The following is a 13,327-nucleotide window of genomic DNA, read 5'->3' as shown; positions in this document are numbered from 1 at the left end:
GCCCGATGCCGGAAACGTGTAGGGGCGGCAGCGACATGACCGGACAGACCGTGACCACGCCCCCCGCCGCATCTTCGGCAACCGACCTTGCCGGGCTGTTTCAGCTCGACCAGCCGCTTTCCGCGCGCCGGATCGTCGTGGCTATGTCGGGCGGGGTGGACAGCTCGGTCGTCGCCGCGCTGGCCGCCAAAAGCGGGGCCGAAGTCATCGGCGTCACGCTGCAGCTGTACGACCATGGCGAAGCGGTGAAGCGTAAAGGCGCGTGCTGTGCCGGTGACGACATCCGCGACGCGCGCGAAGTGGCCGACCGGCTGGGCATCGCACATTACGTGTTCGACCACGAGAGCGCCTTTCGCGAAGACGTGATCGACCGGTTCGCCGACGAATACATGGCCGGGCGCACCCCGATCCCGTGCATCCGCTGCAACATGGGCGTGAAGTTCACCGACCTTTTCCGCATGGCCCGCGAACTGGGCGCCGACTGCCTTGCCACCGGCCACTACGTCCAGCGTGTGGTGGGAGAGGACGGCCCCGAACTGCACCGCGCCGCCGATCCGGCGCGCGACCAGTCCTATTTCCTGTATGGCACGACGGACGAGCAGCTGGCCTTCCTGCGCTTTCCGCTGGGAGGCTTGCCCAAGCCGCAAGTGCGCGAGATCGCCGCCGAATTGGGCCTTGGCGTCGCAGCAAAGCCCGACAGCCAGGACATCTGCTTCGTGCCCGAGGGCGACTATGCCTCGCTGGTCAAGAAACTGCGCCCCGAGGCGGGCAATACCGGCCCGATCATCGACGCCCGCAGCGGCGATGAACTGGGCAAGCACAAGGGTATCATCCACTATACCGTCGGCCAGCGCCGCGGGCTGGAAATCGGCGGACAGGCCGAACCGCTTTACGTCACCGGTATCGATGCGGACCGTCAGGCCGTGCTGGTCGGGCCGAAGCGGATGCTGGCCGTGACCGCGATGGAAGTGGTCGAAACCAACCGCATCGGGCCGATGCCGCGGTTTGAAGGTTCAGCAGGGCAACTGTCTGTAAAGGTTCGCTCTCTTGCGAAACCGGTGCCTTGCCGGATAGAAGGCGATCTTGGCGATAACGCCACTGTCCGCGTCGTGTTCGACAATCCCGAATATGGTGTCGCGCCCGGACAGGCCGCGGTTTTCTACGCGGGGGAAAGGGTCGTCGGCGGCGGATGGATCGAGGATACCGAAAAGGCCTCAGGCTAGAGGCCGACCGCAAAAGCCGGGGCACCTGGCTCGGCCTGCTGATCGCGTCTTGGGTGGTGATCGCGCTTCTGGCGTGGCTCGATCCGTTCAAGATCGGACATCGGCGGTACGAACAACCGACTTGGCCTGCCGACATCCATCTCCAGACACCGGAACGCAGCGGCACGCTCCCGCGCGGGGTTTCGCTGGAGACCGATGGCTTCGGCGATCTCTTCGCGTTCGGCACGATCGAGGATGCGCCCGTGCTTTATGGCACGACCGCCCAGCTGGAGAGCGCAGGCACCGGCCGCTGGGGCGGGCCGTGGAGCCTGACCGAGGCATGGTCGCGCGAGGCACGGGGTGAGGAGCTGATCGGCAAAGTCGGCGACGCGGTGCGCGTGGTCGCCTTTGCAGACCCCGGCCGGCAGGAAGAACACCTGATCACCATCGATGCCGAACTTTCGGAACCCAGCCGCGCCGGGCCGGAAGAGACGAAGCTGGTCCTGTCGCGCGGCTGCCTGCGCCTTGGCAGCGTCAAAGGGCCGCTCGTCGTTCTGGGACAGCGCGCAAACGGCCTTTCGGTCGACAGCGAAGGCTGGCTCGCCGCCGGGCGCTTCGGATTGCAGCAGTTGCGCGTGGGTGAGGTGGGGGAAATCTGGCTCGACACGCTGGTCGACGACGAAATCGCGCTCAACGCTCTCAGGCTGCAGTGCGGCGGAAACCGCGACGTTGTTCAGGTCGGCGGATTGAACCGAAGGCCGGTGTGCGACCTGACCGAAGAACAGGCCGCCGCGAACCGAGCGGCGATGACTGAGCAGCAGCGCATGATTCGCGACCGCATGGCAGAGCAGTTCGAAACGCAAGTGGCCGCCTGCACGGCGCAGGGACGCAGCCGCCTTGCCTGCGAACGGTCGATCCCGCCGATGCCGCCTGCGCCCCTTCCCCCCGGGGCACCCGACTGGCCGACCTTTCAAGGACTGGGCCCCGGCGAACGTTGCATCCCGCAAGGCGAAGTACCGCCCGGCGCGTGGAAGCCGGATCAGTCCTCGTAAGCTTCCAGCACGCAGCCCCAGCCTTCGCGATAAGTCGCGGTCGTGCTGGCGATCAGCGGCACGCTGGCCGTGACGGAACGATCGACGTCATCTTCCGAGAGCGACACCAGGCCCATTCCGTCGAGAAAGTCCTTCTCGCAATCGCCAAGCTCGCGCCCGCCGACATAGCGGCACGAACAGGCGACTCGCGCGCCGTAGGCCGTCCCCGCCTCGGCCTGCGACGTCAGCGGGGTCCAGCCCCATGCGAGGATCACGGCCAGCACTGCAACGATCAGCATTGCGGCTTTCACGCCCCGACGGGCAGGCTGGCGCGTGGGGTGTTTGCGGGTGGCGGGCGATTTGCTTGGGGGCATCCGGGTTCGTGACTTGCTTTGAATGGGGCACTTGGTCGATCACGCGCGCCATGAAGACGCGTCACCTGCTCCCTATCCTTGCCGCCGCATGCCTGCCAGTGCTTTGCGCCTGCGATGCGACGGACGGTGCCCAGCCGCTACCCCCGCCGAGCGCGGAATCGATGGCTTCGCTGACCGATGGCGATACCGGCGCATCGCGCGAGGGGCTGGCCCGCGCGATCGACGGCGTGTTCGCGGACGACGTGGGCGAAACCCGCGCGCTTCTGATCCTGCACGACGGCAAGATCGTGTCCGAACGTTATGCCGACGGGTATACGCCCGAAACGCGGCACATCGGCTGGTCGATGACCAAGACCGTGACCGGCGTCGTCATCGGCATGCTGATCGCGGACGGTTCGCTGGCGCTGGACAAGCCCGCCCCCGTCCCGCGCTGGCAGCGGGTGGGCGATCCGCGCGGGGAGATCACGGTGCGCCACCTGCTCCAGATGCGCAGCGGCCTGCGCCACGAGGAAACGGGCGAACCTGCCTATGCCGCCGACACGCCGCAGATGCTGGTGCTGGAAGGGCGCGACGACATGGCCCATTTCGCCGAGACCCAGCCGCTGAGCGCCGCGCCGGGTGAGGAATTCGTCTATTCCACCGCCAGCAGCGTGATCCTGGCCGATATCGCCACCCGCGCGCTGACCGATTCGGATCGGCCTGCGACTCGCCGCGCCGCGATGGACGGATACTTGCACGAACGCCTGTTCGAACCGCTGGCGATGGACAGCGCGGTGGCCGAATTCGACGCGCAGGGAACACTGGTCGGCGGCAGCATGATCCACGCGACCGCGCGCGATTGGGCCAAGTTCGGCGAAATGCTGCGCAAGGGCGGCGCATCGCCAAGCGGCGTGCGGATCGTGCCCCAGGGCTGGGTCCGTTTCATGCGAACCTCCAGCCCCGCCGACCCGGCCTATGGCGCGCATCTCTGGCTGAACAAGCCAAGACCGGAAGGGCGCGAACGCGTGCTGTTCCCCGGCAGCGCGCCCGAAAGCATCTTTGCCATGCTGGGCTTTCGCGGGCAGTACACGATAGTCTCGCCAGCACAGAAGCTGACGATCGTGCGGCTGGGCAATTCGAATGCAGAGGAACAGGAGCTTCTGCGCGAGGCGATGGCGAACCTCGTCTCACGCTTTCCGTCAGGTCAGTAGCGACCCGTCAGTAGCGAAAAGTCCCCTCGACCAGCGTGACGCACGGACCGCCAAGCCAGGCGGTCTCGCCCTCCAGCCTGCAGGTCAGCAATCCGCCGCGGCGCGATGCCTGAAACGCGGTGAAGTCCGCACTCCCCAGCCGTTTTGCCCAGAACGGGGTCAGCACGGCGTGGGCCGATCCGGTCACGCTGTCTTCGTTCACCCCTGCTCCGGGTACGAAAACGCGGCTGATCACGTCGGTGTCACGCCCCGGTGCGGTGCAGATGAACTGGTCGTCGCCCATGGCAGCCAGGGCAGCGAAATCGGGGCGCAGGGCGCGGACCGTGTCCTCGCTGTCGAACAGGAAAACGTTGTACCCGTCGCCGGAGCGGGAAATGGCCTGTGGCGCCGCGCCCAGGGCAGCGACGGCGGCGGGGAATTCGCCCGGCTGCGTCGGGATGGCGGGCAGTGCGACTTCATAGGCATCGCCGTGCCGCCGAACGGTCAGCACCCCTGCCCGCCGCGTCAGGAACCGCACTTCATCTATGCCGTCACGGCCCAGCAGCGCGTGACCCGATGCCAGCGTCGCGTGCCCGCAAAGGCGGATTTCGCATTCCGGCGTGAACCAGCGCAGCTCGTAATCCGCTTCCGGCCCGGCGCAGGGCACCAGGAAGGCAGTCTCGGCAAAATTGTTCTCATTCCCGATGCGCTGCATCGTCGCATCGTCGGGAAAGCCGCCATCAAAGACCATGACAGCCGCCTGATTGCCCGCAAAGGGCCGGGGCGCGAAAGCGTCGATGTGCCAGAAGGGAACCGCAGGCATGATCAGGCCGGCTTCGCCTCTTCCGGGAAATCGGCGTCCACGCCCTGGGTCAGCAGGTCGACCGGTCGGTTCGCATCCAGCTCGATGTGCCCTTCGGGGTCGGTGTGGATCAGGAATTCCGTTTCGGGGAACTTCGTCAGCAGGCTCGCCTCGATCGCGTCCATCACCTCGTGCGCCTCGACAACGGTCATGTTCGGATCGACGGTGATGTGAAACTGCGCAAAATCGCGGTTACCCGCGGTACGGGTGCGAAGGTCGTGCACGCCCTGAAGGTCCGGGTTATCGCGGATCGTGTCCAGAAGGTCCTGACGTTTCTCTACCGGCCATTCGCGGTCCATAAGGTTGTCGATGGCGTGCTGGCTGGCCTCCCACGCGTTCCAGCCCAGCCATGCCGCTATGCCCAGCGCGAAAAGCGGGTCCGCCCCCGTAAATCCGGCATACTGGTCCAGCAACAGGGCCGCGACGACGGCGAAGTTCAGCAGGATGTCCGACTTGTAATGGACGTGGTCGGTCTGTATCGCGATCGAGCCGGTCTTGCGGATGACATGGCGTTGCCATGCCAGCAGGAACAGCGTCGCAACCACCGCGATCAGCGACACGACGATGCCGTCTTCGGCCTGTTCGATCCGGCCGCCGCCGATCCACACCTCTATCGCGCGGCCCGCGATGCCCACGGCGGAAATCGAGATCAGCACGACCTGTACCAGCGCGGCCAGCGCCTCCGCCTTGCCATGCCCGAAACGGTGATCGGCATCGGGCGGATGGGCCGCGACCCACACCCCGATCAGCGTCACCAGGCTGGCCACGATGTCGAGCGCGGTATCGGCAAGACTGCCGAGCATCGCGGTCGATCCGGTGCGGACCGTGGCATAGATCTTGAGAGCCAGCAGGAGCGTTGCCACGCTCATGCTCGCGATCGCGGCGCTACGCGTCAGCAGCGCGCGGCGCGCCCGTGCATCTTCGGCATGGACGGCGGTGGTGGCAGGGCCTGACGTCATCGGAAATGCATACTCACGGATAGAGGAGCGTACTGGCCCAGCCGTTCGCGCTGCGCGTAAAGCGGCGGCGTTCGTGCAGGCGGAAGGGACGATCGTGCCAGAATTCCATCGCCTGCGGCACAAGGCGGAACCCGCCCCAGTGGCTGGGCCGGGGCACGTCCTTGCCTTCGTACTGGCGGCGAACCTCTTCGAACCGCGACAGGAATTCGCGCCGGTCCGCCATCGGGGCCGACTGGTCGCTGGCCTGTGCGCCCAGCTGCGAATCGCGGGCGCGGCTGGCGAAATAGGCGTTCGCCATGTCCTCGCTTACCGGTTCCAGCGGTCCTTCGATGCGGATCTGGCGGCGCAGGCTTTTCCAGTGGAACAGCAATGCCGCCTGCGGATTGGCGGCGATCTCGCTGCCCTTGCGGCTGTGCTGGTTGGTGTAGAACACGAAACCGCCCCCTGCGCCAACATCGGCGCCGTGGCCCTTCAGCAGGACCATGCGCACCGACGGCGCGCCGCTGGGGCTGGCCGTGGCAAGCGCCATCGCGTTCGAATCGTTCGGCTCATGCTCGCGCGCAAGCGCAAACCATTCGTCGAAAAGGTTGAAGGGATCGCCGGTGGGGATCGCGTCTTCTGCCAGGAGTTCGGGTTCCACTGTTCTTGCCGTGCCTGTTTGCTTGGGACTGTTGCCGCGTCGGGACGGACTCGCGTCTGCCCCTTCACCTGCCAACATAGGCACGCCGCGCTGCCTGCGCAAAGAGCGATCCATGGCAACTGCCACGTTGCGTAAAGTGCAAAGGCTTCCTAGCTACGGTGCATGGCCGATCCCTATTCGATCCTTGGTGTGCAACGCGGCGCGAGCGAAAAGGACATCAAGTCCGCCTATCGCAAGCTGGCCAAGGAGCTGCACCCCGATAAAAACAAGGACAATCCCAAGGCGTCGGAACGTTTTTCCGACGTCACGAAGGCGTATGACCTGCTGTCGGACAAGGACAAGCGGGCCCAGTTCGACCGCGGCGAGATCGATCTCGACGGCAACCCGCAGATGCCTTTCGGCATGGGCGGGCAGGGTTTCGGCGGCGGACGGCGCGGTCATCCCGGCGGCATGGGCGGCGGCGCGGGCGGATTCGGCGCAGAAGAAGTCGACCTTTCCGACTTGTTCGAAGGAATCTTCGGCGGCGGCGGTCCGCGTTCGGCGCGCGGCGGCCCCGGTGGCGGTTTCGGCGGCATGGGCGGCGGCCAGCGGCGGCCCCCGCCCAAGGGCGCGAACGTGCAGTACCGGCTTGCCGTCACGCTGACCGATATCGCGAACCTCGCGCCGCAGCGAATCACGCTGTCCGATGGCAAGACGATCGACCTGAAACTGCCCAACGGGGCCGAAGACGGCACCCAGATGCGCCTGTCCGGCAAGGGCGAGGCCGGTCCCGGCGGCGCGGGCGATGCGCTGGTCACGATCATGGAAAAGCCCCACGCATTCTTCCGCCGCGACGGGGACGACGTACGGCTCGACCTGCCGATCACGCTGGACGAGGCGGTGAACGGCGCAAAGGTCAAAGTGCCCACGACCAGCGGCGCGGTCATGCTGACCGTTGCGCCCGGCAGCGGTTCGGGCAGGGTCCTGCGCCTCAAGGGCAAGGGATTTACCCGCAAGGACGGCTCGCGCGGCGATCAGCTGGTGACACTGGAAATCGACATTCCCGAAAACGATGCCGACCTGAAGCAAAGGCTCGAGGGATGGAGCGATACACGTTCCGTCCGGGCCAAGCTGGGCGTGTGACCGGGACGATCACCTGTGCGCCTGCCCCGGTCATTGCGGGATGAGACGGCGGATCGGTCGCCAGTTCCACAAGGTCCGGCGTGAAGTCGGACCGGGAACACGCACCTACCAGGTGATAAAGTGCACATTGCTGGGCGCGTGGGAGGACGGCTTCATCCACGCGGGCAATCTTGCCTACATGGCGATCCTGTCGCTGTTTCCCTTCTTCATCGTGTCTGCCGGCGTCTTTTCGCTGCTGGGCGACGCGGAAGATCGCACGGCCGCGATCAACGCCCTGTTGCTGGCGGTGCCGCGCATTGTTGCCGAAGTGGTCGAACCGGTGGCCAAGGACGTCGTATCCTCGCGAACCGGCTGGTTATTGTGGATCGGCGCGCTGTTCGGGCTGTGGACCGTGGGCAGCCTGATCGAAACGATCCGCGACATCCTGCACCGCGCCTACGATACGAAGCCGACGGCCGGCTTCCTGAAACACCGCCTGTTGTCGGCTGCGGTCATCATCGGGTCGATCATTCTTTTGATGATGTCCCTGTCGGCGCAATTCTACATTTCCGCCGCGCAGGAAGTGATCACCGCCTGGTTCCCCGACGCGGCCAACCTGGGCTCTGCCCTGTCGCTGTCGCGCATCATCCCCGCGTTCGGCCTGCTGCTGTCGATCTGGCTTCTGTTCGTGACGCTGACGCCCAAGAACTACCGCGGGCCGGAATATCCCAAGTGGCCCGGCGCGCTGTTCGTCGCAGGCTGGTGGATGCTGGTGACCGTGGCCCTGCCCCCGGTGCTGCGCACGGTGTTCGCCTACGACCTTACTTACGGAAGCCTTGCCGGCGTGATGATCGCCCTTTTCTTTTTCTGGCTGGTCGGGCTAGGGCTTGTCGTCGGCGCGGAGCTGAACGCCGCGCTCGCCAACACGCCACGCGCGGATGACGAAGAAACAGCAGAGGCTGGCGAGGATCCGCCCGCCGAGCAGGAATGAAGATAACAGGCATGGACGAAAACGCTCTTCCCACCGGAACCCTGATGCAGGGCAAGCGCGGGCTGATCATGGGGCTCGCCAATGACAAGTCGCTGGCATGGGGCATTGCAAGGGCCCTTCATGCGCAAGGCGCGGAACTGGCCTTTTCCTATCAGGGCGAGGCACTGGCCAAGCGTGTGAAGCCGCTGGCCGAAAGCCTGGGCAGCGATTTCCTGCTGGAATGCGACGTGGCCGACATGGACGCGCTCGACACCGCATTCGAAACGCTGGCCGCGCGCTGGCCCAAAATCGACTTCATCGTCCACGCCATCGGCTTTTCGGACAAGAGCGAACTGCGCGGCAAATATGTCGACACCAGCCTCGAAAACTTCCTGATGACCATGAACATCTCGGCCTACAGCCTTGTCGCGGTGACGAAACGTGCCGCCCCGCTGATGACCGAGGGTGGCTCGGTTCTGACCTTGACCTACTATGGCGCGGAAAAGGTCGTGCCGCACTACAATGTCATGGGCGTTGCCAAGGCTGCGCTGGAAACCAGCGTGAAGTATCTGGCCAACGATCTTGGCCCCGACAACATCCGCGTGAACGGCATTTCGGCAGGTCCGATCAAGACGCTGGCCGCCAGCGGGATCGGGGATTTCCGCTACATCCTGAAATGGAACGAGCTGAACGCGCCGATGCGCCGCAACGTCACGATCGACGATGTCGGCGGGTCCGCGCTCTATCTCCTGTCGGACCTGGCATCGGGCGTGACGGGCGAAACCCATCACGTCGACTGCGGCTACCACGTCGTGGGCATGAAGCAGGAAGACGCGCCCGACATCGCGCTGTCCTGACGGGCGAGGGGCGATGACGACCACGCTCGTCACCGGGGTTGCCGGTTTCATCGGCGCCGCGCTGGCAAAGGCCTTGCTGGCAAGGGGTGAGCGGGTCGTCGGGATCGACAACCTCAACGACTATTATGACGTCGCGCTGAAACGCGACCGGCTGACCGACATCTGCAAGGGTGCGGGCGACCGGTTCCGCTTTATCCAGCTGGACTTTGCCGACATGACAAGGCTGCGCGATGCGCTGGAGGGCGAGGGGATCGACCGGATCGCCCACCTCGGCGCGCAGGCGGGGGTTCGCTATTCGCTCGAAAATCCGCACGCCTATGCGCAGTCGAACCTCGTCGGTCATGTAAACATGCTCGAACTCGCACGCGAACGGGGGGTGGAGCATATGGTCTATGCCAGCTCGTCCTCGGTCTATGGCGGGAACGAGAAAGTCCCCTTCGACGTGGACGACCGCGTCGATCATCCTGTCTCGCTCTACGCCGCCACGAAAAAGGCGGACGAATTGATGAGCGAGACTTACGCCCATCTCTACAACCTGCCGATGACGGGGCTGCGCTTTTTCACCGTCTATGGCCCGTGGGGCCGGCCCGACATGATGATGTGGATCTTTGCGGATCGCATCCTGAGCGGGCGGCCCATCCCGGTGTTCAACAACGGCGACATGTACCGCGACTTCACCTACATAGACGACATCATCGCCGGTGTCGTCGCCTCGCTGGACCATGTGCCCGCCAACGACGGCACGAAGAAACCCGGTGGCAGCACGGCGCCGCATACGATCTACAACATCGGCAACAACCAGCCTGAACAGCTGATGCGCGTCATCGGTCTTCTGGAAGAGGCCTGCGGGCGCAAGGCGGAGCTGGACATGCAGCCGATGCAGCCCGGCGACGTGCCGCGCACATATGCCGACATCACCGCGATAAGCCGCGATCTCGGCTATGCGCCGACGACATCGGTGGACGCGGGCGTTCCCGCCTTCGTCGACTGGTTCAGGAACTACCGCGGCATTTAACGCCGCGACCTGCGCCCTTACTCGCTCGCGACGATTTCCGGCAGCGGCTCGTCATCGACGGCAGCGCCTTCCTGCGCCTTGCGGCGAGCTTCGTACTCGGCCTCGATCGCTTCGACGCGGGCCTGTTCGGCGGCGGCATCTTCGTCGATTTCGGCAAGACGTTCTGCGCGCGCCTCGGCGACAAGCTGGCCCATGCGGACGTCTGAACCGTTGGCCTTTTCGGCATAGGCCTGCTCGATCATGGCGGCGGTGCATCCGGTCTGACCCGACGGGCCGATCACGGTGCACGAACCCACGCCGGTCGCGCCGACATCGCGGTTGGCGGCGACACGCTGCGCCCAGGCCTCGTTCTGCTTGCTCTCGGTCTGACGCAGGGGCTTGGGAATGCGGTAGGGATCTTCCTGACGGACGCAGACTACGATTTCATCGGCAGTCGGTTCGGGACACGCCTGATCGCCATAGACAATGATGGAATTCACGGCCGGTTCGGCCGCTTCCTGTGCGGCGGCGGGGCTGGCAAGGCCGATACCGGCGGTTGCGATGGCAAGGGTCGCGATCAGCGTGCGGGTCATCGGTCTATGCGCCTCCTTCAAGCGCGGGATCTGTCTGTCGTTCTCAGTATAGGGGCGCTTTGCACTGAATGACAGGTGAAGGGTAACCTTGGTCTGCAATTCAGATGCGTTTGGAAAGCCCGATGGCGACGCGGCAGCCCAGCCGGATCGCGCCCGACATCAGGCCATAGACGGGCGCGCGTTCGGCACCCGCCTCGATCGCGGCATCGTGATGCTCACGCTCGTCATCGCGGAATTCGGTGACCATCGCAGAAAGCTCGGGGTCTTCCTCGCCAAGCTCGTCCAGCTGCTGCGTGTAATGACGTTCGATCTCGGTCTCGATCGCGGCAGTGCAGGCCATGGCCGCTTCGGGTCCGATCAGGGCCGTCACTGCGCCCAGCGCGAAACCGGCCTTGTCCCATATCGGCTGAAGCAGCGTGGGACGCACGCCGCGCTCAGCCATCAGGGCATCGAAACGCGCGCGGTGGTCGGCTTCCTGCTGCGCCATGGCGGAGATTTCGGCCGCACCCGGCGCACGGTCGCCCATCACGGCAAGCTGGCCCGCGTAGATGCGCGTGGCGCCATATTCGCCCGCCTGGTCGACGCGGATCATCGAATCGATCCGCTGCTGCTTTTCCGCTTCGCTCATCGTCATGCCCTACCAACGCCCGACCGGCCTGTCCGTGCCGAAAGGATCAGTACCGCGATAGCGCCCAGCCCGGAAACGATGAAGTTCCACCCCGCCAGCGATATGCCGAAGAGCGACCATTGCACTTCGTCACACCGCACGGTGGGCGCGCCCATGATCGCATCCAGCGCGCTCTGCCCCTCTGCGATTTCGAGCGAGGTGCACTGCGTGAACCCTTCCCACCAGCCATATTCGACACCGGCATGGAACGCCCCGATGAGGCCTGAGACCAGAATCGACAGCGCCGCCAGACGCACCAGCCAGACTTTCGCCGCCGCACCCGGCACGACGAAGGCCAGCAGGGCGATGGCGACCGCGGCAAAGTGCGGCCAGCGCTGCCACCAGCACATTTCGCAAGGGTAAAGCCCGAAGACGTATTGCGAGATATAGGCCCCCGCCAGAAGCGCGGCGGGAACCAGCAGCGCGAGCAGTCGCGCAAGTTTGAAATCGGCGCTCATCGTGTGTCCGGTCGTGTCAGCGTTCGATCAGGGCTTGGCGGCGCCGGTGTGCTTTTGCGCAAGCCGGGTGTTGCGCAAGGTGTCGAGCGCATAGTGCAGCTGGAAATCCTCGATGCCCTGCTTTTCCAGTTCCTCTGCCGAAATCTGGAAACGCGGATCGTCGATCAGATCCTTCTCCAGTTCCTGGTCCTCGACCTGAAGTTCGTTGATCAGGTGACCGCGCAAGTCCGATTCGCGGATCGCGCGTTCGGCGCGGGCGCGGGCATCGGGGTCCGACAACTGCGGCACCGCGATATCGGGTTCGATGCCGCCTTCCTGCACCGACTTGCCCGACGGCGTGTAATACCGCGCCGTCGTCAGCTTCAGTGCGCTGTCATTGGTCAGCGGGACGAGCGTCTGGACGCTGCCCTTGCCGAAGCTGCGCTGGCCCATGACCAGAGCGCGGTGATGATCCTGAAGCGCGCCGGCCACGATTTCGGAGGCCGAGGCCGAGCCGGAATCGATCAGCACGACGAGCGGAATGCCGCGTGCGATGTCACCGGTGCGCGCCACATAGCTTTCGTTGTCGCGCGCGAAACGGCCGCGCTGCGACACGATCTGCCCCTTGTCGAGGAACAGGTCGGACATGGCGACAGCTTCGTCCAGCAGTCCGCCGGGGTTGGAACGCAAGTCGATCACGATGCCTTCGGGCATCTTGCCCAGCTTCGTGCGGATGCCGTTCATCGCCCGCTCCACCTCGCGCCCGACGTTCGCGCTGAACGAGGACACGGTGATCACGCCGATATCGCCGTCGACTTCCCATTCGACCGGGGTCAGTTCGATGATCGCGCGCGTGACGGTGACGTCGAAAGGTTCGTCGCGGCCTGCGCGGTAGATGGTGAGATCGATTCCCGTGCCCGGCTTACCGCGCATCTGTTCCACCGCTTCGTCCAACGTGCCACCATAGATCAGCTTTCCGTTCAGATGCGTGATGTAGTCGCCCGCCTTGATGCCCGCGGCCTCGGCCGGGGTGCCCTTGGTCGGCGCGATGACCTTGACAACGCCGTCTTCCATGGTGACCGAAAGGCCCAGCCCGCCGTAATTGCCGTCGGTCTGCGTGCGCAGGCTTTCGAAGGCGGTCGAATCGAGATAGCCCGAATGCGGATCGAGGCTGGCCAGCATGCCGTCGATCGCGCCGCGCAGCAGCTTTTCGTCATCGACCTGGTCGACGTAGTTCGCCTTCACACGCTGGTAGATGACCATCAGCTTGCCGAATTCCGGGGCACTGCGGGCATCGACGGCGGCAAGACCGGCCGTCGTCGCGGGCAGCATGGCAAGGGCGGTGACAAGAGCCGCGGAGCGCAGGAACGGCGCGAGGCGAATGGCCATGGGTAATCAGATCCTTCTGGTCGCGCGGCGCATGACGCCGCCACGGGTCGCTGACAAATGTATAGCGCATGAAGGCTTAACG

At 65.2% G+C, this 13,327-nt stretch carries 15 protein-coding genes; 7 read left to right on the top strand and 8 right to left on the bottom strand.

The features are described from left to right. Positions 1-35 precede the first annotated feature (35 nt). Together mnmA and FAX90_RS09230 are read left to right on the top strand one after the other, a co-directional pair. Entirely contained in the window at positions 36-1,223 is a 1,188-nt protein-coding gene (mnmA, locus tag FAX90_RS09235) for a tRNA 2-thiouridine(34) synthase MnmA (protein WP_205700659.1), read from the top strand. After that, a complete protein-coding gene (locus FAX90_RS09230) occupies positions 1,190-2,254 on the top strand; it encodes a hypothetical protein (protein ID WP_144097101.1) in 1,065 nt (354 codons plus the stop codon). Before mnmA ends, FAX90_RS09230 begins: the two co-directional genes overlap by 34 nt. Here FAX90_RS09230 and FAX90_RS09225 read toward each other — a convergent pair. Next, complete coding sequence (locus FAX90_RS09225) at positions 2,242-2,532, bottom strand: hypothetical protein (protein ID WP_144097100.1); 291 nt, start codon at positions 2,530-2,532, stop codon at positions 2,242-2,244. The two genes, FAX90_RS09230 and FAX90_RS09225, sit on opposite strands and share 13 nt — an antisense overlap. Before the next feature lie 125 nt (positions 2,533-2,657). On the opposite strand from FAX90_RS09225, the gene FAX90_RS09220 reads away from it, so the two are divergent. Further along, on the top strand, positions 2,658-3,797 hold the full coding sequence (locus tag FAX90_RS09220; RefSeq protein WP_144097099.1) for a serine hydrolase domain-containing protein: 1,140 nt from the start codon (positions 2,658-2,660) through the stop codon (positions 3,795-3,797). 7 nt (positions 3,798-3,804) lie between these two features. Here the strand turns inward: FAX90_RS09220 and FAX90_RS09215 are convergent, their stop codons facing one another. The 3 genes from FAX90_RS09215 to pdxH are packed head-to-tail and all read right to left on the bottom strand — an operon-like array spanning position 3,805 to position 6,237. Then, positions 3,805-4,599 carry a PhzF family phenazine biosynthesis protein gene (locus FAX90_RS09215; protein WP_144097098.1) on the bottom strand — a complete coding sequence of 265 codons (795 nt, stop codon included), beginning with the start codon at positions 4,597-4,599 and terminating at the stop codon, positions 3,805-3,807. A 2-nt stretch (positions 4,600-4,601) separates the two neighbouring features. Then, complete coding sequence (locus tag FAX90_RS09210) at positions 4,602-5,597, bottom strand: cation diffusion facilitator family transporter (protein WP_144097097.1); 996 nt, start codon at positions 5,595-5,597, stop codon at positions 4,602-4,604. 13 nt (positions 5,598-5,610) lie between these two features. Continuing rightward, positions 5,611-6,237 (bottom strand): pyridoxamine 5'-phosphate oxidase, encoded by a 627-nt coding sequence (gene pdxH, locus FAX90_RS09205; protein WP_240704819.1) that lies wholly within the window; start codon positions 6,235-6,237, stop codon positions 5,611-5,613. A gap of 162 nt (positions 6,238-6,399) precedes the next feature. Between pdxH and FAX90_RS09200 the strand changes: the two genes are divergently transcribed. From FAX90_RS09200 to FAX90_RS09185, 4 genes are read left to right on the top strand one after another with little or no spacing between them, the layout of a single operon-like run. Beyond that, the gene (locus FAX90_RS09200) at positions 6,400-7,359 is read left to right on the top strand and encodes a DnaJ C-terminal domain-containing protein (RefSeq protein WP_144097096.1); all 960 of its coding nucleotides are present in this window, start codon (positions 6,400-6,402) and stop codon (positions 7,357-7,359) included. Positions 7,360-7,399: 40 nt separating this feature from the next. Beyond that, the gene (locus FAX90_RS09195) at positions 7,400-8,329 is read left to right on the top strand and encodes a YihY/virulence factor BrkB family protein (protein WP_170234925.1); all 930 of its coding nucleotides are present in this window, start codon (positions 7,400-7,402) and stop codon (positions 8,327-8,329) included. 11 nt (positions 8,330-8,340) lie between these two features. Then, positions 8,341-9,165, top strand: a complete 825-nt coding sequence (fabI, locus tag FAX90_RS09190; protein WP_144097095.1) for an enoyl-ACP reductase FabI — start codon at positions 8,341-8,343, stop codon at positions 9,163-9,165. Positions 9,166-9,178: 13 nt separating this feature from the next. Further along, positions 9,179-10,180: an NAD-dependent epimerase/dehydratase family protein gene (locus FAX90_RS09185; RefSeq protein WP_144097094.1), complete on the top strand. Its 1,002-nt coding sequence runs from the start codon at positions 9,179-9,181 to the stop codon at positions 10,178-10,180. A 17-nt stretch (positions 10,181-10,197) separates the two neighbouring features. On the opposite strand, the gene FAX90_RS09180 is transcribed toward FAX90_RS09185, so the two are convergent. The 4 genes from FAX90_RS09180 to FAX90_RS09165 all read right to left on the bottom strand — a co-directional run bounded on the left by FAX90_RS09180 (position 10,198) and on the right by FAX90_RS09165 (position 13,245). After that, positions 10,198-10,752: a hypothetical protein gene (locus FAX90_RS09180; RefSeq protein ID WP_144097093.1), complete on the bottom strand. Its 555-nt coding sequence runs from the start codon at positions 10,750-10,752 to the stop codon at positions 10,198-10,200. A gap of 100 nt (positions 10,753-10,852) precedes the next feature. Next, positions 10,853-11,386 (bottom strand): demethoxyubiquinone hydroxylase family protein, encoded by a 534-nt coding sequence (locus tag FAX90_RS09175; protein ID WP_420810971.1) that lies wholly within the window; start codon positions 11,384-11,386, stop codon positions 10,853-10,855. Beyond that, positions 11,383-11,877: a disulfide bond formation protein B gene (locus FAX90_RS09170; RefSeq protein WP_144097092.1), complete on the bottom strand. Its 495-nt coding sequence runs from the start codon at positions 11,875-11,877 to the stop codon at positions 11,383-11,385. The genes FAX90_RS09175 and FAX90_RS09170 overlap by 4 nt, the downstream gene beginning before the upstream one ends. Positions 11,878-11,904: 27 nt before the next feature. Continuing rightward, positions 11,905-13,245 (bottom strand): S41 family peptidase, encoded by a 1,341-nt coding sequence (locus FAX90_RS09165; RefSeq protein ID WP_144097091.1) that lies wholly within the window; start codon positions 13,243-13,245, stop codon positions 11,905-11,907. Between the last annotated feature and the right edge of the window lie 82 nt (positions 13,246-13,327).

The sequence above is a fragment of the Croceicoccus sediminis genome (assembly GCF_007570835.1).
Taxonomy (GTDB): Bacteria; Pseudomonadota; Alphaproteobacteria; order Sphingomonadales; family Sphingomonadaceae; genus Croceicoccus; species Croceicoccus sediminis.
This window is presented reverse-complemented; position numbering and strand designations above follow the sequence as displayed.